Below are 23,621 nucleotides of genomic sequence, written 5' to 3'. Positions count from 1 at the left end.
GTCCGAACCTGTGCAACGGAAAAAGAAATCAGGCGGGGACAGAAGGGCAAATGAAAAGTTTTCAACGATTTTGAGGGAAATCGTTGAAAACTTTCTTCTCTTCAAATCTTATTTTTGTTCCCCGGATTGTACGCTGCCGCGTGGCAGCGCTGTGCTGATTTATCGCTGGGCAGAATGCCCCTTTTGGCAAGGTGCCCCTTAACCATTATTTTTTCTATTAATTTACTTTGTCCTCAGGGTCCTCAGGCCGGACGGGGACGCAAAGCGGCTATCGCTCTGCCAAAAAATGCAGTTGACGGAATACGGAAAACGTGCTATTCTCTGAATTTGAAATATCAACAAAAGGTTATAGATAAATGGGATTAATGCTGGAGGGAATACTTTGACATACGATGCGGGAACATATGACGTAGCGGTCATCGGCGCGGGGCACGCGGGAATCGAAGCGGGCCTTGCTTCGGCGCGCCTGGGGTGCAGCACGCTCGTCTTTACGATTAATCTGGACGCGGTTGGAAACTGTCCGTGCAACCCGTCGATCGGCGGCACGGCAAAGGGACATCTGGTTCGGGAAATCGACGCGCTCGGCGGGGAAATGGGGCGCACGACCGACGAATGTTTCCTGCAAAGCCGCATGCTCAACCGCGGCAAGGGGCCTGCGGTTCATTCGCTGCGCGCACAGATCGACCGCCGCGAATACAGCGCCGTCATGAAGCATAAGCTGGAGCTTCAGCCAAACCTGTTTTTAAAACAGGCGGAAGTCACCGCGCTTTCCCGTAAGGACGACGGCGTATGGCTGGTTGAAACCAGGATGGGCGCGGTCTACACGGTAAAGGCGGTCGTCGTCGCGACCGGAACCTATCTGACCGGCAAAATCTATATCGGGGAGCAGTCCTGGGACGGCGGTCCGGACGGGATGTTCCCGGCGGCGTTTCTCGGCGCGTCCCTGCAAAAGCTGGGGGTCCGGCTTCGCCGTTTCAAAACCGGGACTCCGGCCCGCGTGCTGAAATCCAGCATCGATTACACAAATCTGGAAGTGCAGGAGGGTGACGAGCCGGTCGTGCCGTTTTCCTACGACACCGAAAAGCCGGGAAAAAACCGCGCGGTATGCTATATCTCCTGGACAAATGAAAAAACAAAGCGGATTATTCTTAACAACCTGGACCGTTCGCCGCTATTCAGCGGGAAGATCGAGGGCGTCGGGCCGCGGTACTGCCCGAGCATCGAGTCTAAAATCGTGCGCTTTGCCGACCATGAACGCCATCAGCTGTTCATCGAACCCTGCGGGCTGGATACGGAGGAAATGTATCTGCAGGGGATGAGCTCCTCTTTACCGGAAGAAGTTCAAATCGCGTTTTATAAAACGATTCCGGGGCTGGAGCACGTTCAGATCATGCGTACCGCCTACGCGATCGAATACGACTGCGCCGACCCGCTGCAAATGGGCGCGACGCTGGAATTCCGTGATTTTCCGGGCCTGTACGGCGCGGGACAGTTCAACGGCAGCTCCGGTTATGAAGAAGCCGCCGCGCAGGGATTGGTCGCCGGAATCAACGCGGCGCTGAAAATTCAGGGCAGAAAGCCGATGCTTCTGGACCGGGCAGGGTCCTATATCGGCACGCTGATCGACGATCTGATTACAAAAGGCACGTCGGAGCCTTACCGCATGATGACTTCCCGCAGCGAATACCGGCTGGTGCTCCGGCAGGACAACGCCGACGCGCGCCTGACGCCGCTGGGCCGGGAAATCGGCCTCATCGGCGACGAACGATGGGCGAGGTTTCAGACAAAGCAAAAGCAGATCGAAACGGAGCTGGAACGCGTGAAAAACACGATTCTGGCGCCGTCGGAAGCGCTCAATGACCTGCTTGTTTCACATGAAACATCGCCGGTTGCGACGGGCGTGCGGCTCTCCGACCTGATTCGCAGGCCGCAGCTGAACTATCAGGCGCTTTTGCAGGTCGACCCGAACCGGCCCGACCTGCCGGCGGCGGTTTTTGAAAATGTGGAGATTGAGCTGAAATACGAGGGATATATCCGCAGGCAAAAGTCACAGATTCATGAAATGCGCCGCCTGGAAGGCCGCGTCTTGCCGGACGGGACGGATTACGGCAAAATCACGGGGCTGAGGGCGGAAGCGCAGGAAAAGCTGCAGGCTGTTCAACCCGGAAGCGTGGGGCAGGCCTCGAGAATTTCCGGTGTGAGTCCGGCGGACATCAGCGTTTTGATGATCTGGCTGGCGCGTCATGGGGAGGGAACGCCATGAAAAGTATCCGGGAACAGCTGATTTCGGCTGCGGCGGACTATCAGATCACGGTTTCGCCGCTTCAGGCCGAACAGTTCCAGACCTATCTGGAATTGCTGACCGAATGGAATCAGAAGATCAACCTGACGGCGCTGAAAGAGCCGGAAGAAATTGCGGAAAAGCATTTTCTTGACAGCATTCTGATTCTGAAAAAATTGGAAATCACGCGGGGGGCTCGTTTGATCGACATCGGCACGGGGGCGGGATTTCCGGGGGTACCGCTCCTTTTGATGAGACCGGACCTGAAGCTGACCCTGATGGACGGGCTGAACAAGCGGTTGATTTTTTTGGAGGAACTGCTGCGTGTGCTTTCGCTGAACGCGGAGCTTGTCCACGCGCGCGCGGAAGAAGGGGCGCGAAAGCCGGAATTCCGCACGAAATTTGAGTTTGCAGCGGCCCGCGCGGTTGCGCGGCTTCCGGTTCTGTGTGAATACTGCCTTCCTTTTTTGAAAGACGGCGGAATTTTCGCGGCGATGAAGGGCCCCGAGGTAGAGCGGGAATTGGAAAGCGCGAAACGTGCGATCGAATTGCTTGGCTGCGAAACAATCTCCTCGCGCGAATACGCGCTGCCAGGCGGGGACGGCCGCAGTCTGGTGCTGATCCGCAGAAACGCGCCGCTGCCAAGGGAGTACCCGCGTCACGGAGCAAAGATTGCAAAATCGCCCCTGTAAAATTTTCCACACAATTCGAGCAAACAGTTGAAAACAATCCCGAACAATTCTAGCTAAGAGAAAGGCTGCGAGAAGCTTTTCTCTTTTTCAGTTTCCGCGGGGATTCATTTAGCAGCGTAAAATAAATGCTGATTTTGGGTTTTCAACAGGTAAAGGTATGATTGGTGGAAAACTTTGCCGAATATATACGGGCGCGCTTTTTGCGATTCCAATGCGGTTTTTTATCAATCAAGACAGATTGGCACGGAGCAGGCGCCGAAAGTTTTCAACAAAATTGATTCCTGCTGTTGAAAAAAGAAAGATGGAAGCAGGGCCATTATGTGGGGAATTTTTTTGAAAATATTAATAGTACTGGAAACCTGGGGCAATCTAAAAGGGAAATTATTTTTTGCATTAGACAGAAGATGACAAAATACGGTTTTGCGGTGTGCTATGCTTGTACACGAGGACAAGCAAAGGAGGCGGCCGCAGTGCTTTTCAGGGACAAGAGTAAAGTGGTTGAAATCGACCTTGACCGGATACGGCCAAACCCGTCGCAGCCGCGCAGGACCTTCCATGAAGAAGAACTGCTCGGCTTGTCCCAAAGCATCCGGGAGAACGGACTGCTCCAGCCGCTTCTGGTCAGAAAAACCGGCGATGGTTTTGAGCTGATCGCGGGGGAGCGGCGGCTTCGGGCGTGCCGGATCGCGGGCCTGAAAACGGCGGCCTGCCTGATCAGCGACTGCTCGCCGGATCAGAGCGCGGTCATGGCGATGACGGAAAACATCCAGCGCAGCAATCTTGAGCTGTTCGAGGAAGCCGAGGGAATCCGCAGGCTGATCGAACGCTGGCATGTCACGCAGGAGGAGGCGGCGTCCCGGCTGGGAAAAAGCCAGTCGGCGGTCGCAAACAAACTGCGGCTGCTCCGCTTTTCAGAATCGGAGCGCGAAAGAATCGTGTCATCCGGACTGAGCGAACGCCACGCACGGGCGCTGCTCCGGTTGGAGGACCAGAGGCTGCGCGAAAAAGCGCTCAGCTTCGTGATTGAAAAAAAATTGAATGTCCGCCAGACCGAGGAGTATGTGGAAAAGCTGCTCTCCGGCGATAAAAATACAAACCAGAAGAAAACGCCCGTCATCAAGGACGTGCGGATTTTCCTCAATACGATTTCCCATGCGATTGCGACGATGAAACAGAGCGGAATCAGCGCGCAGACCCTCCAAAGCGAAACGGAGGAGTATATCGAATGCGTCGTCAGGATTCCGAAAACCCAGGCCTACGCGGGGGGCAGCCAAAAACCCGCCTGAATTTGATTATAAGTTTTTTACTCCTATTTCCCTATATCATTTCCCGCAGAACGGGCCGGACTTTTGTCCGGCCCGTTCTGTTGTTGCAATTTGAAAACTCCCGGCACAGCCGGGAGTTATGAAACGAGAAAAGATTTGGCAGGGAGGGGGAAGGGGGTGAGAAATGTCGTTGCAAGTGCAAGAAAGCCCCGAGCGCCTTGAGGCGCAGCCAGTAAAACAGGGCTTTGCCCGCATAAGAAAAACCCCCGGCTGTGCCGGGGGCTGACTATTCTACCGTAAGAATTTCAAAGTCAAAAAAGCGTTCCTGAAATTCGGTCAAGGCCTGAACCTGCTCGGCGCTGTACTGATTCGGCCGTTTGGCGACGACCAGCTTGTCTTCGCGGTCGTTTAGCCGGTGGATTACGGCGATAACAACTCCCGTGTACTCTGAAAGCGGCTTGAACTCGCCTACGAGATAAGCGTCGATTTCTTCGCCATCTTCCGCAATGGTGCCGGGCAGGTAGCCGTAATTGAGCGGGTAGATCAGATTGGGGTGTTCCGGGTGCCGGGAGCCGAGAGGAGTTCACGGAAAAAGAAACGCCGAAACCGATGTTTCACATGAAACATCGCCTGAAAAGCGAACCCCGGCGCGGCTTTTGGAAGAAAGATCCTGTCGAAAAGCCGAAGAATTCCGGAAAATTTTCTTTATCTTCCCAAAGAGTCGTGCTATAATAATAGAAAACTTTCCCGCATCCGGCGGGAATGGCCCTGCGGCTGTGGACAGGCCGCAGGAAGGGGGAAATGCTTTGGGCAAAATCATTGCGATCGCCAACCAGAAGGGCGGGGTCGGCAAAACGACTACGGCGGTGAATCTGTCTGCCGCGCTCGGGCTGCGGGGGAAGAAAACGCTGCTGGTCGACGCGGACCCGCAGGGGAATTCCTCCAGCGGGGTGGGAATCGACCGCAGAAACCGGAAAGAAACGGTTTACGAAGTGCTGATCGGCGACAAAACTGCACAGGACATCATCCTGAAAACGGAATTCGAAAATCTCGACCTTCTGCCTTCCAGCATGAACCTTGCGGGGGCGGAAATCGAACTGGTCGACCTGGAACACCGGGAATCCCGCCTGAAAAGCGCGCTTGCCCCCGTCAGGGAGGCGTACGATTATATTTTGATCGACTGCCCGCCGTCCCTTGGAATGATCACGACGAACGCCCTGACCGCCGCGGACACGCTGCTGGTTCCGATCCAGTGCGAATATTACGCGCTGGAAGGGCTGACGCAGCTGATGAACACGGTTCGGCGCATTAAACGCCAGTATAACGGACATCTTGAAATCGAGGGCGTCCTTCTTACCATGTATGACGGAAGACTCAACCTCACCCAGCAGGTGGTGGAGGAGGTAAAAAAGTATTTTCCGCGGCGTGTGTTCGGCACGGTGATTCCGCGCGGGGTGCGCCTTTCGGAGGCACCGAGCTACGGCAGGCCGATTCAGTATTTCGACCGTTCCTCCAAGGGCGCGCTGTGTTACAACGCCCTGGCGGAGGAATTGGAAGCCGGCGCGCGCTGAAAACTGAGAAAACCGGATGTAACGAATCGGAAAAGTCCGTTGAAACAGGAAGGCAGGCGGTAAAATGGCAGGAAAAAAAGGCGGTCTGGGGAAAGGCCTGGACGCGATTTTCGCGGAAAACGATCTTGAGGGCGGCCAGACATCCGTAACTTTAAGCCTGGATGAAATCGAACCGAACCGCGGGCAGCCGCGGCGGGAGTTCAATGAGGAGGCGCTGCAGGAGCTGGCAGAGTCCATCCGGCAGCACGGAGTTCTGCAGCCCCTGCTGGTGCGGCCGATTTTCAGCGGCGGATACCAGATCGTCGCGGGGGAACGCCGGTGGCGGGCCGCCCGCCTGGCGGAGCTGAAGGAAGTTCCCGCCGTTGTACGCGAGATGAGCGACAGCGAGGTGATGCAGCTTGCCCTGATTGAAAATCTTCAGCGGGAGGACCTGAATCCGCTCGAAGAGGCGCAGGGATACCAGTCGTTGATCGAAACCTACGGCATGACGCAGGAAGAAGTGGCGAATACGGTCGGAAAATCCAGGCCGGCCGTGGCGAACGCCCTGCGGCTGCTGAATCTTCCGGAGGAAGTGCGGGGAATGGTGGAAAAGGGAATCCTTTCCGCGGGACATGCCCGCACCCTGCTGAGTTTTCCCAGCCGCGCGCTGATGATGGAAGCCGCGAAAGCCGCGGCGGAGGGCGCCTCCGTGCGGGAAATCGAAAAGATGGCCCAGAGGGCCAACAGTACGCCGAAAGCGAAAAAATCCTCGTCGAAAATCAAGTTTTATGAGGAAACGGAGCTTGCCCTGCGCGAAAGTCTTGGCAGAAAGGTAAATGTTACCGGAAGCAGCAAGCGCGGCATGCTGCAGATTGAATTTTACGGGCAGGACGATCTGACCGAATTAATCCGGCGGATTCATGACAATACTTAAGATAGAATAAAAAACCAAAGGAGCAAGTCAACATGATTGACATCAAACTGATTCGCAGCAATCCCGATCTGATTAAGGCGGGGGCGAAAAAGAAAGAATTCGACGCGGATAAAATCATAGACGATATCCTGAAATACGACGTCCGCCGCCGCGAAATCACAGGCAGCGTTGAGGCGATGCGCGCCGAGCAGAACGCGGCTTCCAAGCAGATTCCGCAGATCAAAAAGCAGGGCGGGGACGCTTCTGAGCTGATGGCGAAGATGAAAGCTCTCGCGGGGAAGATCAAAGAGGGCGAAGCGGAGCTAGGCGAAGCGGAAGCAAAGCAGAACGAGCTGCTGCTCAGCCTGCCGAACATGCCGGACGAGGATGTGGTTGCCGGCGGCAAGGAAAACAATCAGCCGCTCCGCTATTTTAAAGAGAAGCCGGAGTTTGATTTTGAGCCGAAAAACCATGTGGATCTCTGCGAGAGCCTGCATTTGATTGACTACCAGCGCGGGGCAAAGCTGTCCGGCGCCGGTTCCTGGGTCTATACCGGCGTGGGCGCGCGGCTGGAATGGGCGCTGCTCAACTTTTTTATCGACGAGCATGTCCGCGACGGGTATCAGTTCATGCTGCTTCCGCACATGCTGAAATACGAATGCGGCTATGTGGCGGGGCAGTTCCCGAAATTCGCGGACGAAGACTACTGGATTCAGAATCCGACGACGAACGACCGCAAATTCCTGCTTCCTACCGCGGAAACAGCCCTTGTAAACCTGCACCGGGACGAGGTTTTGGAAGCGGACGAGCTGCCGAAAAAATATATCGGCTATACGCCCTGCTACCGCAGGGAAGCGGGCAGCTACCGCTCGGAGGAACGCGGCATGATCCGCGGCCACCAGTTCAACAAGGTCGAAATGGTTCAGTACACGAAGCCCGAGGACTCCGACGCCGCGTTTGAAGAATTGGTCCATAAAGCGGAAAACCTGGTGCAGGAGCTGGGTCTTCACTACCGCCTGAGCAAGCTGGCGGCGGGCGACTGCTCATTTTCGATGGCGCGCACCTATGACATTGAGGTATGGATTCCGTCGATGGGGATTTACAAGGAAGTCAGCTCCGCTTCCAACGCGCGGGAATATCAGGCGCGGCGCGGCAACGTGAAGTACCGTGGAGAGGACAAAAAGCTGCATTTTGTCCACACGCTGAATGCTTCCGGTCTTGCCACCAGCCGGTTGTTCCCGGCGATTGTGGAACAGTACCAGAACGCGGACGGCAGCGTTACGGTACCGGAAGTGCTGAGAAAATATCTGGGAATGGACGTCATTCGCCCATGAAAGAGGACCTGACCGCCGAATATGTGCGCCGCTTCACGGTGCCGGTCTACGACGTCGGGCCGGATAACCGGATGAAGCTCGGCGCGGTTCTGCGGCATGTTCATGAAACCAGCGAACAGCACGTGGACCTGCTGCATATCGGTTATGAAGAGCTGCGGGAGCAGGCCGGCATCGTGTTCTTTCTGGTCTGCAACCGCCTGAAAATCCGCCGCCTGCCGTGCCACAGGGAGAAAATCGAAGTGCGTACCCACCCGCGCGGGCGCGGCGGCGTGCGGTTTTACCGCGATTTTAAGTTTTACGACGAGAGCGGGACGCTGTTGATCGACGCGATGCAGGTTACGGTGCTCGCGGACGCGGAGACGCATCGGGTCCGCAAGCCTCAGGCGTTTGTCGACCTCGGCGTGTTCCGCGACGAGCCGGTCGACCCGGAGGAGAAGATGGTGCGCGTCGCGGTGCCGGAGGGGCTTCAACCGGTCGGCGAGCGCCCCGTGTACCGTTCGGACCTGGATTCCAACGGGCATATGAACAACGCCGTTTACGCGGATATCGTCGCGGATTTTCTGCCGGAGCAGAACGGGGAAGCGGTGCGCGGGCTGCAGATCGATTATCTGCGCGAAACCCCGCCGGGGGAAAACCTGAGGCTTACCGCGCGGCACGGGGAAGGCGAAACACTGATGCGCGGCGAAAATTCGGGCGGAGTCAGCTTTGAGGCGCGAGTCCTGTTCTGACTCCTCGCCTGGTCGGCGCGAAAAAACTTTTTTGTTTATTTTCAGTTACATATTGACAAATCATGTGGACATGTATTATAATGAATAACGCTCCGCTATGAAGAACGGAGTTTCGTGGCGGCATAGCTCAGTTGGCTAGAGCATTCGGTTCATACCCGAAGCGTCGTTGGTTCGAATCCAATTGCCGCTACCATTTATATGGCCCGTTGGTCAAGTGGTTAAGACACCGCCCTTTCACGGCGGTAACACGCGTTCAAATCGCGTACGGGTCACCAAAAGTGTGGACGCATAGCTCAGCTGGTTAGAGCGCTCGCCTCACACGCGAGAGGTCGCAGGTTCGAGTCCCGCTGTGTCCACCAAAAAGACATATCTTCCGCCAAGTGGGAGGTATGTCTTTTTTTTATTTGGAAAGTGTGGTAAAATGAATTTGAATTCCGTTGTTATAGAAAGCTAAACAGATTTGCTGTATGCTAATATCTGCATAAAAGAATTAGTTGTTGTGAAATGCAGTTAGCAATAAGACTCTTTTGAAATAGTAAATTTTTTTGCAACATTTTTCCTATAAAATAAAAGGATTTGAACCTTCTTGGTTTGAGTCCTTTTATTATTTTGTTTTTCATGGTATACTCAGTTCGGATTATTAAAAATGCGGAGGATTCAATGATAGAAAGCGATATAGCGCCTTGGGAGTTATTGCAGAAAAAGATGACATGGGAGCAACTAAACTTTATCAAAAATAAAAAAGTATTGGATTTTGGAAGTGGGAATGGATTAACTGCCAGCCATTTTGCCGCAGATAACGAGGTAATCGCTATTGAGCCAGACGAGAAGATGTTACAGAATCGGTTTACGGAAAATAAATATACACAAGTAATAGGCGGTCTGAATGAGCTTAAAAATTACAGGGATGAATCGTTTGATGTGATTTTATGTCATAATGTTCTGGAATATGTAAAAAAGAGGGAGGAAATCATAAATGAATTTTCGCGGATACTAAAAAATAATGGTTTTGTTTCAATTTTAAAACATAACAGGGCCGGCAGAGTTATGCAGATGGTAGTATTGCTGAACAACTTTGAGCATGCAAGCGAATTACTGGCAGGTAAAAATGGAACTGCTCAACATTTTGGAACTATCGACTATTATGATGATGCGGATATATTAAAATGGTTCGGATGCTCTTTTGAAATTGTTAAAGTTCTAGGTATGAGAACATTTTGGTGTTTGCAACAGAATCAGGATATTCAAAAGGAACAATCATGGCAGGAAAAAATGCTTGATATTGAGAGAAAAGTCAGCACTCTAGAAGATTATAAATCCGTCGCATTTTTTCATCATGTCATTTTACGTAAAATATAGGTTTTGCGCATAATTCAAAGCCTGCATCTAAATTGAGCAGATGACACAAAAGCAGAAGCACCCTTAGGGGTTCTTCTGCTTTTGGTTTATACGGTGGATTTAGTCGATCCCCGGCGCAATCCGGAGGACCGGGTTCAACGCTCGTTTTCTCTATTCCCCGTGCAGAGGTTCGCGGAACGGGGGCATTTCCCTTACGCTCCCATGATGCCTGATGACCGAGCGAACGACCGCATAGATGCTGATTTTTACTGTATTCGTGGTAAAATAGGTGCGGGGAAAAGAATGAAAAGCAGGGTGAATTTGCACTTTGGGACGATGCAGATGCGAGTGGCAGATAAGGTTCAAAGACTTCGGCCAGCCGACCGGGGTGCCGATGTCCAGATAATCGTTGGGTAAAACGAGCGGAAAGCATTCCGTGGAATGGGATTGAACAGATTTTGTTTTTTCATGCAATACAGGGCAGAAGCGCGGAGCGGTTCCGTGACCGCTCCGCGCATGATAGGGTTACGCCAGCTGCCCCGGCAGCTTCAGCTTTTTTTTGGGCGGAAACTGTGCGTCGAAGGTTTCAGCTTCTTTTTCATCCACGAAGTAGCCCTCCGGATCCTTGTAGGTGCCGGAAACGCCTCCCAGAAAGCCGGGATTTAACTCGCAGATCAGAAAATAGGGAACCACGGCGTCGCGTGGCTCGGCAAAGTAGTGGATGCCCTTCGTGCTTGCCGTCACGAAACCGGACCGGCCGTAAAAGTCGATGTTTCCGGTGATGGCCAGCGCGCCCGCGCCCAGCTTTTTGGCCTCGTTCATGGAGTGGCGCAACAATATCGTGCCGTAGCCCTGTCGCTTCAATTCCGGCGCAATGCTGATGGGGCCGAAGGTCATGATGGGAATGCTTCTGCCGTCGTCGGCGTGGATCTCAGAGCGGGCATACATCACATGACCGATCAGTCTGCCGCGGAGCTCCATCACGAAATCCAGCTCCGGAACAAAATCCGGCCTGCCGCGAAAGGTGTGCAGAACATAATGCTCCAGACACCCGGGACGGTAGACATTCCAAAACGCCTCGCGCGTCAGATTTTCTGTTTCGCGGTAATCGCTTGTTGTTTCCAAACGGATGGTATATTCGTTTTGCATGGTTTTTCCTCCTAAAATTGATGGTTTTCAATTCAGGGAGGTTCGAGATGTGTTCAGCAAACCTCCCGGTTAGCCGACAATCTCCAAGGCGTTGTTTTTCAAACAGCAGTCTCCTAAATGTTCTATTTGATCGGGCTTTGAGCCGCGGTCATGGCTCCATTATAGTGCTTTGCACTTGAGAACGCAAGAGGCGGTTTGGCAGTGTATCCAACAAGTCAAGGCGCCGGGCCCGGTAGAGCCCATTATCCCAGCCTCCTTTTGTAACACGGACAAGATTGCTGAAAAAGGAAAACATCTGCTGCAAAGAGACTTTATTCCGGGACTAAAACATGGTATGATGATAAAAAAGTGCGAGGGGATATCGCCATCAAACATCTAGCCAACGCCGTCACTACCACTAGGTTTCTGTTTGCAGGCGGAATGGTACTGGCCGCTCCATTCTCCGCCGCTTTTTGGACTTGCTATCTGTGCGGTGGAATCAGCGATCTTCTGGATGGGGCGCTGGCCCGCAGGCTGAACACGCAAAGCGTCGCCGGAGCGATGCTGGACAGCGCCGCAGATCTGGTTTTCACCGCGGCAATCGCGGTTTTCACGGTGCGGTATCTCCCATTTCGCATATGGCTGTGGATCGGCGCCGCCTTCATCGCGGCCTTGCGTCTTACGTGCTATGCCATCGGATTTGTGAGATACAAAACTTTTTCCGCCCTGCATACTTACGCGAACAAGGCTACGGGCGCGCTGATTTTCACATTCCCGGTTATGGATGCGGCGCTGGGGCTGACTGCCGCGGGCGTCATCCTGTGTGCCGCGGCGCTGTTATCGTCTCTGGAGGAACTCGCGATTACCATCAGCGCCCCCACACTGAACCGCGACCGCCGGAGCATCTTCTGAAAACAAAATCATCCTTCGGGAATCCGCAAACAGGGACGGTCATGAAGAACTGCTTGCGTGCAGCCGCTGATTTTGAAGGGCCCCTTTGAAAAAAGCAGCGGAACAGCAAAAGAAGTCAACCGATCGTGCGGGAAATTCGGAAGGAGGGGTGCAATATGCTGCAACATTTTTCGTTGGAAACAAGGCGGTTTTTTCTCTGCAATCTGCTTCTGGTGGTCTGCTGCTCGTTTTATCTTCTGTGGTGGCTGCTGGCGTTTCGACCCGTGAACCCAATCAAGGGCATGAAAACCGGCTGGCTGCTGATCCCCGCGTTTGCCGCCGGGATCACGGCAGTGGTCTTTGCCGCCAGAGGTCTGGGCATGGCGGCGGACAAACCGGGTCTGATTCCATCCGGCTGGGTACTAAGGGGAGGTATCGCCGCATATGTGCTGTTGCTGATCGTCACAAGGTTTTCGCTGCACCGACCGGTAACGACAGAGCTTTTTCTGATCGTCGGCTGGGCCATGCTGGCGCTGAACGAGACAAGCGTCCTGTTCGGCTGCGGCGCGTTTGGCCGCGGAACCGCAATGGCTTTTTCGGCGTTGATTGCCGTCGGCGCGTCGGCCAGTCTGGTCTGCTATGTTTTGTACTACCAGCTCCCTGCTAAAGCGGGCTTTATCGACGGCATTGTACCGCTTGCGACGACGGCGCTCATCATGGGCGGCATGGATCTCGCTTTGCTGCCGGCGCTCGGATAAGCCCCGGGCATTACTGTATTGAAAACACGGGGAGAGAAACTTTGATATCGGGGCCGCAGGTGTGCGCGCCGCGTTGTTTCCGTATTTTTATTCCGGCAAGGAGGTTCCTACGGAATTACATTCTACTGACCCCGGAAAATCTGGAGCGGGAGCATATCAGCTGCGCTATCTTCCAGTACAAGGACCTGCAGGTTGCCGCCAAAAAGGCAGGCTCAAAACGCGCCCGTCGCCTGGACAAACTGCGCGCTTTTTATAACGGAAATTACGTCGCCAACGAAATATTGTCCGAAATGAATTTTTTGCGCCGGCGGCGGAAAATAAAGCAGAAAGAAAGGTACGCTTTGATATGGCAAATGAATGGGAGCGCTTTAACCAGACGTTTTTTAAGACGCTGGAATGCGGCATCGAAAAGCTGCCGCAGAGCGAACAAGAGAAGCTGTACCGCCCCTGTGCGGTAAGCTGTGTTCAGAACTATGTTTTAAATGAACAGCAGCGGCAGTTTAACGAGTGCGGCGGCGATCTTGATTTGCAGTACGAAAAATACGGGCGGTCGGAGTTCTTCTTCGCGCACATCGTCGAGCGCGGCCGTGTCTACGAGATCGGCTATCCGCGCTGCCTCTGCCCGGCGGTGGAAGCGGGTCTCGCATCCGCGCCGGTACACTGCGAGTGCTCCCGGCAGAGCATTCTTTATGTGCTCAACACACTGCTGCCGGAAAAGAAAATCCGGGTGGAGCTGATGCACACGGTCCTCTCCGGCGCGCAGGAATGCCGATTCCGTGTGACCGTGGAATAAAACCCTGCGCGGCGCATTCCTTCCCACGATTCAAGAGAAAAATACATATTGAATACTCAAACGCAATCGTGGATGGCAAGCTTTACGCGCACTGGACAAAGCTGAAAGTTCCGGTGAACCCGGTTTAACAAATTTGGAGTTTTTTTACTGTCACCTGTAAAATAGGCACGATTTAATGGATCTCTGCAAAAAATATATTGCAGAGATCCATTGTTTATTGTTGAAATGTAAAGAAAATTTACTTTCCTGTTTGCCTGTAGGTTCTTATGGTAATCAATCCCCATCCTACCGCGCAAGAAAAGAATGTTAAAGATAGTTTCCAATTTGAATGAATAAAAAAAGCACCTGCAAACAAAAAAATGCTATTGCAACAATAAACAGCCCGAGTTTCCACTTATTCAATGTGATGCCCCCAACAGAAAGCACGACGTCTTTTCCGAAAGATCCTCTTTTGAGCTGACCGATTTGCCGGAAAGCGACTGGGAAACGGTGCTTTGCGCAGAGGATGTTTCCGAAGAACCCGACGACGGAGACTCGGAAGACAAGTTTTCTGCTGCGGAACCGGTCCCGGAGCTTACCGCGTTTCCCCCGTTGAGGGTGCCACAGCCCGCCATGGTTAAAATAAAGACGGATAAACAAAATGCTGAAAACTTCGTTGCTTTCATAGACTTTATTTCCTTCAAAAATTGACTAAGAATCGGTGACTATTGAATATTTTCTTTCAATTTAACCGAGCTTTTTAAATTTAATGCCGCTGTTATTCGCGTATTTTTCAGCCTCGGAACCGGTGATGCCCTTTATGGTAAGCTCTACGCCGGAATCACTTGGCCAAATGGCGGTCCCTGCTATTTTTGTAACGCTTTTGGGAATAGAAATGCTTTTAAGCAGGGTACAGTCTGAAAATGCGCTGTTGTCTATTTCGGTAACGCCCTCGGATATTATTACGTCGGTGAGCTTTTCGCAGCTGTCAAATGCATCGGTACCGATTTTGATAACGGTTGAGGGGACGGTAAAAGTCCCGCCTTTGCCGCATGGGAATAGAAGAAGCGTACTTTTATCCTTTGAGTAAAGCACACCGTCTTCACTGGCATATACGCTGCTGCCGCTGCCGACAGTGACTGATCGCATATCGGAGCAGTGGGAAAACACGTCGTATCCTATAACGGCGACACTTTCAGGGATCGCGATGCCGGTAAGCTTTTTGCAGAAGAAGAATGCGCGGTCGCCAATAATATTGATGCCGCCGCACAGCTTCACGGCAGTCAGCTTATCGCAGCCGTGAAACGCGCCACTGCCGATTTCGGTTACGACGCCGGGTACCGTAAACGTCCCTTCCCTGCCTCCGGGGCAGCAAAGAAGCCGCGATTTGTCTTTAGTATATAAAACGCCGCCGTCGCTGCAATACTGTTGATTTCCAGTGCTTACGTTTATCGCTTCAAGGCTGCTGCATCCGATGAAAGGATAACGTCCTAATTTTACTACACTGTCGGGCAGCCGTACGGATTTAAGTTTTGCGCATGAAGAAAAAGCGCCGTAATCTCCTATTTCCGTAACTCCGTCGGGAATGTCTATGCTCTCAAGCCCACAGCCGTAAAAGGCGCTTCCGCCAATACTTTTGACGCTTTTGGGGATATTGATATCCGTTAGGTTCTCACAGTAGTCGAAAGTACCGTCTTCTATTTTTGATAATTTGACCGGTAAATCTATCGATGACAAAGCGGTGCAGTCCGCGAATGCTTTTTCGCCTATTTGAGTAACACTTTGCGGTATACTCATGCTGTGGATGAGATTGCAGCCTGAAAAAGCCGCTTCGCCGATGGCGGTTACGCTGCCGGGGATATTGATGCTTTTCAGTTTTTCACAGTCCGCAAAAGCGCGGTTGCCTATCTTTGTAATGCCGTCGGGTAAAGACACGCTTGCAAGGCCGGTGTTCCCGCTGAACGCCCCGCCGCATATTGAAGTCACGCTTTTGGGAACGGCTATATCTTTTTTACTGCCTTTGTATTTTAAAAGCATCCCGTTCACGGTTACGAAATCGTCCTTGTTGTTTCTGAGCCACATAGTGCCGTCAAAAGCACCGCCGCCTATATCAGAAACATTCTCCGGGATTTTTATATCGGAAATGAAGCAATCTGAAAACGCGCCGCTTCCGATGGAAGTAAGACTCTTAGGCAGCGTGACGCTGTCAAGCTGCAGGCATCCGGCGAACGCGTCGTCGCCTATGGACGTGACGCCCTCGGGAATTTTTACGCCAAGAAGGGTGTCGTCCTGATAAAAAGCACCGTTGCATATTTTTGTTATGCCGCTTGGTATTGTCACGTTGTGTATGTGGCCTTTGTACCTTACGAGCATCCCGTTTAGGGTGGCAAAATCGCCCTTGGTGTTTTTGAGCCACGCGGTCCCGTCAACGGCGCCGGTGCCGATTTCCTTTACTCCCTTTGGTATTGTGAGGTTCGCAAGGTTTTCACAGTCTAAAAAGGCATCCTCGTCTATTTCGGTTACGCTTTCAGGTATGTTGATATCGGTTAACTTTTTGCAGCCTTCGAAAGCATAGCCGCTGATTTTTTCAATGCCGTCCGGCAGGGAAACACGTTGCAGGACCGGACATTCTTCAAAGGCGCCTACATCTATTTGAGTAACGCTTTCCGGTATGGTTATTTTGGTTAAAGCGGTGCAGCCGCTGAACGCCTCGTTATCTATCTTTGTAACGCTCTCAGGAATTATAACATCCGATATTGAGGAATCTTCAAATGCTTTTGAGTCTATTTCAGTTATCCCGTCAGGTATGGTCACGGTGCCGCCGGAACCCTTGTACGAAACGAGAATGGAACCGTCGATGTCGAACTCAGCGTTTGAAACGGGCTTTCTGTGTTCCCTTGCCGGCGCGGAAGAAATTGCCGTCTGGCTTTCCGCGTTCTTTGCCGGGGGAGCCGAGACGGTGCAGGCGGAAAATAGAAAGGCCGCGGTTTCTGCCGCAAGTACAGTCGTGAGCAGTCGTTTTGAAAAATGTATCATGACACGTTCTCCTTCTAAATATAATGATCCCTCCGCTCTCAATTTTCCCCATCGGGATTTTCAGGCAGAAGACCCGGTAAGGGTTTTCTTTGTCTCTGAAAAATCAGGGAAGCCTCAGAGGAACAATCTCTTAACTATGAAATTCCGGAATCCAGGACAAGATTTTACTTTCCTGTTTGCCTGTAGGTTCTTACGGTAATCAATCCCCATCCTACCGCGCAAGAAAAGAATGTCAAAGATAGTTTCCAATTTGAATGAATAAAAAAAGCACCTGCAAACGAAAAAAATACGATGGCAACAATAAACAGCCCGAGTTTCCATTGATTCAATGTGATGCCTCCAACAGAAAGATATTTAGACGGGTAGCCCGCTTTCTTTTTACTCAGGGTTTCGCTAAGTTTACAAAATCAAATTTAATCTCTCTTTATTTTATGTACGGCAATGAATGAGTTATTTCGGCGTTTATAAATTGGACACGTTATAAATGTCGTTATGTCCAAACAAATAGTTTATAAAGTTGCTGTAACGATTAAAATGGAGGTCTTTAAAATGGCAGACAGTTGTTATATCAATCAAACAAATTCAAGGTGGAATGATCTTCCGTTTAAAGGGTCAACCGTGGGAGAATCGGGCTGCATCGTTTGTTGTGCGGCAATGATAATTTGCAAAAAACTTTCGATTAGCGATGATACCGGTAAATTGGCCGTTATTAAATCTGTAATCTCAAAATGTACAGATAAAAACGGAAAATTTAGTTGGGCGGCTACAATCACGTACAGGGACACAACTTTTAAGTTTACCCGCACAACCACCAAACCCAATTATGCTGCATGGCCCATTGTTTTTTATCGGAGTTATGGTCATGCAGTTTTAGCCACGAGTCCTTCAACTGTTTTAGACCCAGGAAATTATAGAATTACAACAGTTGAGGCAGCAAACAAGCAATATAAGTCATCCGATATGGCTTATTGGACCCATACTACTTCTGGGGGTGATGATTCTTTTACTTGTGACACGACCTCAACGGTCACCATTCAGCGTGGAAACAGATACATTGCGCGAATCACCTGCTCGCAATATCCCAAAGTCGTTGCAGGCACCGGCGGCATTGTTTCCATCAGCCTTGCGAGCCAGTCCGGGAGCAATTACTACTTCGCCTTTACTGGAGTAAGCGCCGGTTCCACAGGCATTTACATCAACAACAGAAGTTCAGCGGTTTTCGTTTGCAAAGTTGTTTAAACCATTCAACAGGAAGCCTGAGCGGTATGCTCAGGCTTCCTGTATCGTTAAAGTAGGCAATATTCTAAAGTTAGTTTGGCGCATCAAAAATTTGGGTTAATGACACCCCCACACCACCTATCCGAACCGATTTCCATGAAAGCATAAATGTTATTTAATTATTCGCTTTCTCGGCATAAATAATCGTAACGACCTTATTATAATTATTTCCTTTTGACTGCGATATGTTAATACGCAAATAAACTCCTCTGTCGCTTTTATTCTTGACAGTCTGTACTTTATAATAATTGTCCAAGTTGATTGGAATATCGTAATAATAGGCCACGCCCTGGCCGTTAAGATTATCCCCGTATTTTGCTTGTTCTACGGGTTCACCGTATAATTTTCTAACCGTTTCAACTGCATCTCCTATTTTTAGCCCTTTTTGTGTTTTATAGGAACTGTGCAGTTGTGTATCTGAATCAGACTCGATTGATATCTTATCGAATAAATCAGTTCCCAGTGTAAAAAGTAGGTCGATTCCATGATCAGTGGAAATTCTATTCGGACTAGGATCTCTATTTTCCACGGTTTGCATTTGATTCTCAGCTAAAGCCTTTTTTACCTGCTCTGATGTCATACCAATATGAAATATTGCCTTTGTATGATCATCTTCGGCGAATAACAGACCTTTTTCTTCTGAAGTTGACGAAGCCGTAGTTGAATTTGAAGATGAATCCGCTGTAACCGCTGACTTTGACGCATTGGACGAAACTGACGAACTGTCGAGGGAGGAAACGGAATCGGAAGACGAATTTTTCACCGCCGAACCGGTCCCGGAGCTTACTGGGGCTCCATTTGCTGCATTGCAGCCCCACGTAAAAATTAATAGCGCCGACAAACTAATAAAACATAATTTTCTAAATTTCATAAATGTGCCCCTTTAACATTATCGTAAATAATCCCCATAGCGGTCAGCATAATAATCAATGCAATCAACCCTGTTAAATTTATCGCCTTTCATCTGTGAAATATCAATTCTCAAATGTGCACCTCTCTTTTTAGAACCACTCGAGTTATCCGGGCCAGCTATTTTTTTACATTGCTCATAATAACTATCTAGATTAATCGGTAAATCGTAATAATACGATATGGATAAATCCTCATTAACAGCATCTCCGCCTTTGCTTTTTTCCAAAGGTTCACCATACAGTTTTATTGCCGTTTCAACTGTATCGCCTATTTTTAAACCCTTTTGTGTTTCATATGGACTGGACAATTCTGTATCGGAAGCCGACCATATTATCAGCTGGTTCAATAGGTCGGTTTTCGAGTCAAAGCTTGTGCTTAATCCGCCAATAATACCAAATCCAAGATCATTGTTTAATACTTCTTCATCTGAAGCTCCATAATCATTTGGCTCCAGCCTCAACCCATTATCCGTTAAAGCTTGTTTCACTTGTTCCCGTGTCATTCCTATATGAAATATCGCCTTTGTTTGATCATCTTCGGCAAACATGAGACTTTTTGTTTCTGAAGTTGGCGAATTGGAACTAGAAGATGAATCCGTTGTAACTGGTGTCTTTGACGCATTGGACGAAGCTGACGGACTGTCGGAAGAGGAAACGGACTCCGAAGACGGGTTTTCCGAGGAACCTGTGTCGGAGCTTACCGCGTCTCCATTTGCCGCATTGCAGCCCCACGTGAAAATTAATAGCATCGACAAGCAGATAGAAAATAATTTACGAGACTGCATATAAAAACCCCCTAAAAATGTTTACGGCTAACTTGAATTTTGCCATGGAACTAATAAGTTTTTGTGGAAGAATACGCCGTCTGAGTTTCCAATAAAGCTCCAGAAGCATTATAAACTTTTATGGTGCAGCTTACCCGATAAGTACCATTAACGACATAATACGAATTCACAATGTTAGTCGGAGTGTTTCCTTGGACCGCCTTTGACCACGTTTTTACGGTCGACCAGCTCCCATTCGAATATTTTTGAAGCTGAACCGATAGTTGGGCACTGTCCGAGCTGCTGTAGAGTGTAGCTTTGCCGGTACAGCTTGCTTTACCTGATGAATCAACGGTTAATCCTGACTGCAAAAGACGAATGGTTACAAAATTCACATGGATTGGAACCGTACTATCCCTGCTGACTGTTTTTTCAGCAGCAAAAGCCGGAAGAGACTGAGAAATGACTAATAAGGCAAGTATGATGGCGCTGATCAATTTTTTCATGGCAATGCTCTCCTTTGTTTTATTTCACATATTACTAAGACAACAAAGAAGAAAATTTGCAACAACATTATTTTATAAATTTTACGTTTTGAGCTATTTTTAACGTCTCTTCGATACTTTCTTCCGTGCAGACTACGAAAATGTGTTGGTCCATCTCCCAAGTTACTGTTGTTTGTGAATCTTTCACCACAAGGGTACCTTTATGCCCATTCACAAATACCGTCTTTAATACGGATGCGTTTTCGGTATCAATCTCTACGTTATTGGAAGAATCATTTTCCGAAAAATCGATCAACATGTTTTTGTCTTTCTGATTCCGATAGGTGATCTCTTTCAATGGCTCCGTATAAGTAAGACTATCCACTTCATATCCCACCGGGATGTATGTCGGCAAATAAGTGTTCGTCCAGTTGACCGTCAGCTTTTCACCGTTTGACCCGGCTGCGTTGTCTTTAATCTGGAAAGAAGTATATTCCGACTGGATATCAATTAGAAAATTCATCACTTTGACCCGAAATGCCTGTGCGGTTACCATAGCCGTGGAAAATGTGAGGATCAGTACGAGGAAGAAGATCGCCGCCTTATTGATGATGCTGTGAAAAATCCGTTTTCTTTTCGGCGCGCTGCTTTTCTTTCTGTATGCTGCCAGCTTCTGTTCAAACTTTTTAACCGTCTCTTCGGACGGCTTGTTCGCCGCGCCGCCGGACGAGGCGGCTTGTTTCTCGATCAGTAATTTTCCTTCTTTTTCAGCGGCATCGTTCATAATCAAGCGGAACAGGCTGTCTTCATATTCTTCGTACAGTTTTTGTCTAACGTCAGAGTTTCGGGCTGTCATTACGCTTTTCCCCCTGTTCCATCAGTTTTTTCGCAGCTCTTCTGGCCCTTGTCAGATATTCACGGACACTTCCCGGACTGATCGACAGGTCTTCCGCAATCTCGGCATCGGTCTTTTCCAGTATGTATTTAAAATACAGAATGTCTTTCTCCCGGTCCGGCAGCCGCAACACCGCGTCCGACAAAGCTTCGAGTTCTTCCCGATGATAATAAACTTCTTCCAAAGTGCCTTCCGGAATCATCAGCTCATCCGATACGTCGGCTTTTTCGCCGTAAAACGTGTGCTTTTGCTGAACATCCCGGTGCTTGATGAAGTTGATTGCCACACTCCTTGCTGTATAGACAACATAGGCGGCGGTTTTGCAACAGTCAAAGGTACGAAGCAAGGGAATTTTTTCAATCAGCTTGACAAAGACATCTTCCGCCAGATCGTCGATATCGTTTTCGCAGCGCATCACTGTATAAACCGTGCTGCGTACAAGTGCGGAATAGTCCTGATACAGATTGCGCATAAAAGCCTTATCATCGTCATCCTCTATCGCGGCGATTATGACCGATATCATAGCGTCAACTCCTCGCGGTTTCCCTTACGGCAATTCCGGTTGAACGGTAGAGTTTACTTCTGTCCCTCCCCCGCCTTCGGCGGGGGAGGGACAGGTCTACGCTTGCAATCGAAATTGGAAATGCCTGTAAGAAATTCTCATGAGTACATTTTAGCAGAATTATTCCGCTTTGTGAAATTTACGGTTGATTTTCTGTACCGGCCGCTCCCTGCAGGCGCGCGCGGCGCTGTCTTGCCCGTCGCTTGTCTGACATGCCGGTCAGGGGCAAAGACTTCCCAAACGGTTTGCCGCGGAGCCCTTCCTCCTGTAAGAACGCCGGTGCCGGGCGGAAACGGTTTCCGCCCGGCACCGCCATTCTATCAAAATCCCTTTCACAAACCAAATCAGGCGGAAGCCGGGGGCGCCCTGCCGCCGGTCTCCGCCGCAAGGCACAAAAAGGCGCCGCATACGGATATGATTCCATATGCGACGCCGCTTGAGGCCCACCGCGCAATCCTAAGAAAACCCCCTGTACAAAAACAGACGCAGGAAGTATAATAGAATCCGCAATGTGCCGAAGTTTCGGTTGCGTATGGAGCGCGCTCTCCGTATTGCAGGAGGCGGGTGTTGGAGCACCCGGCCTCTGCATTGCACTTTTATTTGTGCCTTACAAGGAAAATTATACCGCTTTCCGGCAGGAAGTCAAGAAAATCCGTTTGATCCTGTCGATTCCCGTGAATTTTACGGATTGTTTCCAGCCTTTTTCTTGTATCCGCATGGGATTAATGCTATAATTTTTTTGAAAAAAATGGAAGGATCAAATTCTATGACGGTATATAACCTTCTGCTTCTGTTGATTCTGGTTCTGGGGCTTTTGCTCTGCGAATACAAAAAATCGAAGAGGAACACCATTGTTTTTCTGGTTCTGTCCTCGCTTGCCATGACTGCGGTCGCCTTTTTGCGCGCGGACACGGTCGGAATCGACTACAAGCAGTACGAAACCTATTTTTATCAGGTGCATGACGGGGGCTGGAAATTCCTAATCAGCTCCGCCAACGGCTACCGGATTGAACCGGGCTACAGCCTGCTGAATTATGTGGTTTCGCTGTTTACGCGCGACGTACATATCTTCATGCTGGTCGTCGCGGTGGTCGTCGTGACACTGACGGCGGTGCTGCTGTACCGGGTTTCGCCGATTCCGTGGATCGGCATGTTTGTGTTTGTCAGCTTTGGCTTTTACGGCAATTCGCTCAGCTTCCTCCGGCAGTGCATCGCGATTTCCATTTTCCTGTTTTCCATCGAATTTATTAAGAAGAGACAATTTGTTCCGTATCTGCTGATTGTGCTGCTCGCCGTGACGTTCCATAAGTCGATCATTGTTATGATTCCGTTTTATTTTATCGCGCGGCTTCCGGTCAACTGGAAGTTCCTGCTGAGCTACAGCGGAATCGCGGCGCTGATTACCGGGCTGTCCTGGCCGATTTTTAATCTGATCACGAAATATGTCTATAAAGTGTATGCAACCCAGCAGGGCCTGTATTATATGATGGGCCGCGACTGGCAGACGGCGGCGATTCCGGTCATCACAGCTGCCGTGATCCTGATTCTGACACGGTTTATCCTGCGCCGGGACGAGCGGAACAGCGTTTTAATCAATTTGTCCTTTTTTTCCGCTTTGCTCTACCTCATGACGCTCCAGCACTTTTTGTACCAGCGCTTCGGCATGATGTTCCTGACGACGGTCATTCTGACCATTCCGGAGCTGTTCGCCAGCATCGGCGTGCAGAGCGTGGAGGCGGAGGCCGTACCGCAGACCGTAAACCGGAAGGCAATCCGCAACAGGGCGGAGCGCAAAAGGGCGATCGCGGAACGCCGCCAATTCAAGATGCAGGTCAACACGCGCAAGTACATCTATTCCTACGCATTGGCAACGCTTGTATTTGTGGGATATTTATATCATGTATGGATCCTGCTTGCCAACCGGATCAACCTGGTTCCGTATCTGACGTTTTGGGAATAACGGAGGCAGGAAGCCGACCGGCGGGCATTTGGGAAATGGTTTGATTAGACGGAATGAAAAACATGAAAATCAGGGGGCTG

Annotated in this window: 22 protein-coding genes and 3 tRNA genes; 16 read left to right on the top strand and 9 right to left on the bottom strand. The window is 50.4% G+C overall.

The features are described from left to right. Nucleotides 1-382 precede the first annotated feature (382 nt). The 3 genes from mnmG to CAFE_RS07990 all read left to right on the top strand — a co-directional run bounded on the left by mnmG (nucleotide 383) and on the right by CAFE_RS07990 (nucleotide 4,259). Nucleotides 383-2,263, top strand: coding sequence for a tRNA uridine-5-carboxymethylaminomethyl(34) synthesis enzyme MnmG (mnmG, locus tag CAFE_RS08000; RefSeq protein ID WP_066645444.1), 1,881 nt, complete (start codon nucleotides 383-385; stop codon nucleotides 2,261-2,263). Continuing rightward, nucleotides 2,260-2,973 (top strand): 16S rRNA (guanine(527)-N(7))-methyltransferase RsmG, encoded by a 714-nt coding sequence (rsmG, locus tag CAFE_RS07995; RefSeq protein ID WP_156990299.1) that lies wholly within the window; start codon nucleotides 2,260-2,262, stop codon nucleotides 2,971-2,973. The genes mnmG and rsmG overlap by 4 nt, the downstream gene beginning before the upstream one ends. 470 nt (nucleotides 2,974-3,443) lie before the next feature. Then, nucleotides 3,444-4,259 (top strand): ParB/RepB/Spo0J family partition protein, encoded by an 816-nt coding sequence (locus CAFE_RS07990; RefSeq protein WP_066645440.1) that lies wholly within the window; start codon nucleotides 3,444-3,446, stop codon nucleotides 4,257-4,259. A gap of 265 nt (nucleotides 4,260-4,524) precedes the next feature. Here CAFE_RS07990 and CAFE_RS07985 read toward each other — a convergent pair whose 3' ends face one another. Beyond that, nucleotides 4,525-4,782, bottom strand: a complete 258-nt coding sequence (locus tag CAFE_RS07985) for an inorganic diphosphatase (RefSeq protein ID WP_330593914.1) — start codon at nucleotides 4,780-4,782, stop codon at nucleotides 4,525-4,527. Between the two features lie 262 nt (nucleotides 4,783-5,044). Here CAFE_RS07985 and CAFE_RS07980 point away from each other — a divergent pair, with 262 nt between their 5' ends. The 8 genes from CAFE_RS07980 to CAFE_RS07945 all read left to right on the top strand — a co-directional run bounded on the left by CAFE_RS07980 (nucleotide 5,045) and on the right by CAFE_RS07945 (nucleotide 10,122). Further along, the gene (locus tag CAFE_RS07980) at nucleotides 5,045-5,809 is read left to right on the top strand and encodes a ParA family protein (RefSeq protein WP_066645848.1); all 765 of its coding nucleotides are present in this window, start codon (nucleotides 5,045-5,047) and stop codon (nucleotides 5,807-5,809) included. Between the two features lie 64 nt (nucleotides 5,810-5,873). Further along, entirely contained in the window at nucleotides 5,874-6,722 is an 849-nt protein-coding gene (locus CAFE_RS07975) for a ParB/RepB/Spo0J family partition protein (protein ID WP_066645438.1), read from the top strand. Between the two features lie 32 nt (nucleotides 6,723-6,754). Continuing rightward, nucleotides 6,755-8,035: a serine--tRNA ligase gene (gene serS, locus CAFE_RS07970; RefSeq protein ID WP_156990297.1), complete on the top strand. Its 1,281-nt coding sequence runs from the start codon at nucleotides 6,755-6,757 to the stop codon at nucleotides 8,033-8,035. Continuing rightward, nucleotides 8,032-8,763: an acyl-[acyl-carrier-protein] thioesterase gene (locus tag CAFE_RS07965; RefSeq protein WP_156990296.1), complete on the top strand. Its 732-nt coding sequence runs from the start codon at nucleotides 8,032-8,034 to the stop codon at nucleotides 8,761-8,763. The genes serS and CAFE_RS07965 overlap by 4 nt, the downstream gene beginning before the upstream one ends. A 116-nt stretch (nucleotides 8,764-8,879) precedes the next feature. Continuing rightward, a tRNA-Met gene (locus tag CAFE_RS07960) sits at nucleotides 8,880-8,956 on the top strand. Nucleotides 8,957-8,963: 7 nt separating this feature from the next. Further along, nucleotides 8,964-9,038: transfer RNA gene (locus CAFE_RS07955), tRNA-Glu, on the top strand. A gap of 7 nt (nucleotides 9,039-9,045) precedes the next feature. Continuing rightward, nucleotides 9,046-9,122: transfer RNA gene (locus tag CAFE_RS07950), tRNA-Val, on the top strand. Between the two features lie 301 nt (nucleotides 9,123-9,423). After that, nucleotides 9,424-10,122 (top strand): class I SAM-dependent methyltransferase, encoded by a 699-nt coding sequence (locus CAFE_RS07945; protein WP_156990295.1) that lies wholly within the window; start codon nucleotides 9,424-9,426, stop codon nucleotides 10,120-10,122. 504 nt (nucleotides 10,123-10,626) lie between these two features. Here CAFE_RS07945 and CAFE_RS07940 read toward each other — a convergent pair. Continuing rightward, nucleotides 10,627-11,250: a GNAT family N-acetyltransferase gene (locus CAFE_RS07940; RefSeq protein WP_066645429.1), complete on the bottom strand. Its 624-nt coding sequence runs from the start codon at nucleotides 11,248-11,250 to the stop codon at nucleotides 10,627-10,629. Nucleotides 11,251-11,598: 348 nt separating this feature from the next. Here CAFE_RS07940 and CAFE_RS07935 point away from each other — a divergent pair, with 348 nt between their 5' ends. From CAFE_RS07935 to CAFE_RS07925, 3 genes are all read left to right on the top strand, one after another. Next, nucleotides 11,599-12,141: a CDP-alcohol phosphatidyltransferase family protein gene (locus tag CAFE_RS07935; protein ID WP_330593893.1), complete on the top strand. Its 543-nt coding sequence runs from the start codon at nucleotides 11,599-11,601 to the stop codon at nucleotides 12,139-12,141. A 155-nt stretch (nucleotides 12,142-12,296) separates the two neighbouring features. Beyond that, nucleotides 12,297-12,878, top strand: coding sequence for a hypothetical protein (locus CAFE_RS07930; protein WP_156990294.1), 582 nt, complete (start codon nucleotides 12,297-12,299; stop codon nucleotides 12,876-12,878). A gap of 346 nt (nucleotides 12,879-13,224) precedes the next feature. Further along, on the top strand, nucleotides 13,225-13,671 hold the full coding sequence (locus tag CAFE_RS07925) for a hypothetical protein (RefSeq protein WP_156990293.1): 447 nt from the start codon (nucleotides 13,225-13,227) through the stop codon (nucleotides 13,669-13,671). A 398-nt stretch (nucleotides 13,672-14,069) separates the two neighbouring features. Here CAFE_RS07925 and CAFE_RS07920 read toward each other — a convergent pair whose 3' ends face one another. Together CAFE_RS07920 and CAFE_RS07915 are read right to left on the bottom strand one after the other, a co-directional pair. Next, nucleotides 14,070-14,336, bottom strand: coding sequence for a hypothetical protein (locus CAFE_RS07920; protein ID WP_139104065.1), 267 nt, complete (start codon nucleotides 14,334-14,336; stop codon nucleotides 14,070-14,072). Between the two features lie 61 nt (nucleotides 14,337-14,397). Further along, nucleotides 14,398-16,686, bottom strand: a complete 2,289-nt coding sequence (locus CAFE_RS07915; protein ID WP_156990292.1) for a leucine-rich repeat domain-containing protein — start codon at nucleotides 16,684-16,686, stop codon at nucleotides 14,398-14,400. 549 nt (nucleotides 16,687-17,235) lie between these two features. Here CAFE_RS07915 and CAFE_RS07910 point away from each other — a divergent pair. Then, on the top strand, nucleotides 17,236-17,925 hold the full coding sequence (locus CAFE_RS07910) for a hypothetical protein (protein ID WP_156990291.1): 690 nt from the start codon (nucleotides 17,236-17,238) through the stop codon (nucleotides 17,923-17,925). Between the two features lie 154 nt (nucleotides 17,926-18,079). Here CAFE_RS07910 and CAFE_RS07905 read toward each other — a convergent pair whose 3' ends face one another. From CAFE_RS07905 to CAFE_RS07885, 5 genes are all read right to left on the bottom strand, one after another. Further along, nucleotides 18,080-18,835 (bottom strand): hypothetical protein, encoded by a 756-nt coding sequence (locus CAFE_RS07905; protein WP_156990290.1) that lies wholly within the window; start codon nucleotides 18,833-18,835, stop codon nucleotides 18,080-18,082. Nucleotides 18,836-18,853: 18 nt separating this feature from the next. Next, complete coding sequence (locus CAFE_RS07900) at nucleotides 18,854-19,660, bottom strand: hypothetical protein (RefSeq protein ID WP_156990289.1); 807 nt, start codon at nucleotides 19,658-19,660, stop codon at nucleotides 18,854-18,856. Nucleotides 19,661-19,710: 50 nt separating this feature from the next. Further along, nucleotides 19,711-20,145 carry a hypothetical protein gene (locus CAFE_RS07895; protein WP_156990288.1) on the bottom strand — a complete coding sequence of 145 codons (435 nt, stop codon included), beginning with the start codon at nucleotides 20,143-20,145 and terminating at the stop codon, nucleotides 19,711-19,713. A gap of 67 nt (nucleotides 20,146-20,212) precedes the next feature. Further along, on the bottom strand, nucleotides 20,213-20,980 hold the full coding sequence (locus tag CAFE_RS07890) for a DUF4367 domain-containing protein (RefSeq protein WP_156990287.1): 768 nt from the start codon (nucleotides 20,978-20,980) through the stop codon (nucleotides 20,213-20,215). Then, nucleotides 20,961-21,542 (bottom strand): RNA polymerase sigma factor, encoded by a 582-nt coding sequence (locus CAFE_RS07885; protein WP_156990286.1) that lies wholly within the window; start codon nucleotides 21,540-21,542, stop codon nucleotides 20,961-20,963. The genes CAFE_RS07890 and CAFE_RS07885 overlap by 20 nt, the downstream gene beginning before the upstream one ends. Nucleotides 21,543-22,347: 805 nt before the next feature. Here CAFE_RS07885 and CAFE_RS07880 point away from each other — a divergent pair. Then, the gene (locus CAFE_RS07880) at nucleotides 22,348-23,541 is read left to right on the top strand and encodes an EpsG family protein (protein ID WP_166525096.1); all 1,194 of its coding nucleotides are present in this window, start codon (nucleotides 22,348-22,350) and stop codon (nucleotides 23,539-23,541) included. The last annotated feature ends 80 nt before the right edge of the window (nucleotides 23,542-23,621 follow it).

The sequence above is a fragment of the Caproicibacter fermentans genome, from assembly GCF_009746625.1.
In the GTDB taxonomy this organism is placed as follows: Bacteria; Bacillota; Clostridia; order Oscillospirales; family Acutalibacteraceae; genus Caproicibacter; species Caproicibacter fermentans.
This window is presented reverse-complemented; position numbering and strand designations above follow the sequence as displayed.

Bases quoted from the DNA above. Each gene is read 5' to 3' on its own strand.
- CAFE_RS07930 (WP_156990294.1), top strand. From the start codon at position 12,297: ATGCTGCAACATTTTTCGTTGGAAACAAGGCGGTTTTTTCTCTGCAAT.
- CAFE_RS07880 (WP_166525096.1), top strand. From the start codon at position 22,348: ATGACGGTATATAACCTTCTGCTTCTGTTGATTCTGGTTCTGGGGCTT.
- CAFE_RS07900 (WP_156990289.1), bottom strand. From the start codon at position 19,660: ATGCAGTCTCGTAAATTATTTTCTATCTGCTTGTCGATGCTATTAATT.
- CAFE_RS07975 (WP_066645438.1), top strand. From the start codon at position 5,874: ATGGCAGGAAAAAAAGGCGGTCTGGGGAAAGGCCTGGACGCGATTTTC.
- serS (WP_156990297.1), top strand. From the start codon at position 6,755: ATGATTGACATCAAACTGATTCGCAGCAATCCCGATCTGATTAAGGCG.
- rsmG (WP_156990299.1), top strand. From the start codon at position 2,260: ATGAAAAGTATCCGGGAACAGCTGATTTCGGCTGCGGCGGACTATCAG.
- CAFE_RS07925 (WP_156990293.1), top strand. From the start codon at position 13,225: ATGGCAAATGAATGGGAGCGCTTTAACCAGACGTTTTTTAAGACGCTG.
- CAFE_RS07915 (WP_156990292.1), bottom strand. From the start codon at position 16,686: ATGATACATTTTTCAAAACGACTGCTCACGACTGTACTTGCGGCAGAA.
- CAFE_RS07945 (WP_156990295.1), top strand. From the start codon at position 9,424: ATGATAGAAAGCGATATAGCGCCTTGGGAGTTATTGCAGAAAAAGATG.
- CAFE_RS07965 (WP_156990296.1), top strand. From the start codon at position 8,032: ATGAAAGAGGACCTGACCGCCGAATATGTGCGCCGCTTCACGGTGCCG.
- CAFE_RS07910 (WP_156990291.1), top strand. From the start codon at position 17,236: ATGGCAGACAGTTGTTATATCAATCAAACAAATTCAAGGTGGAATGAT.
- CAFE_RS07885 (WP_156990286.1), bottom strand. From the start codon at position 21,542: ATGATATCGGTCATAATCGCCGCGATAGAGGATGACGATGATAAGGCT.
- CAFE_RS07895 (WP_156990288.1), bottom strand. From the start codon at position 20,145: ATGAAAAAATTGATCAGCGCCATCATACTTGCCTTATTAGTCATTTCT.
- CAFE_RS07905 (WP_156990290.1), bottom strand. From the start codon at position 18,835: ATGAAATTTAGAAAATTATGTTTTATTAGTTTGTCGGCGCTATTAATT.
- CAFE_RS07890 (WP_156990287.1), bottom strand. From the start codon at position 20,980: ATGACAGCCCGAAACTCTGACGTTAGACAAAAACTGTACGAAGAATAT.
- CAFE_RS07940 (WP_066645429.1), bottom strand. From the start codon at position 11,250: ATGCAAAACGAATATACCATCCGTTTGGAAACAACAAGCGATTACCGC.
- CAFE_RS07920 (WP_139104065.1), bottom strand. From the start codon at position 14,336: ATGAAAGCAACGAAGTTTTCAGCATTTTGTTTATCCGTCTTTATTTTA.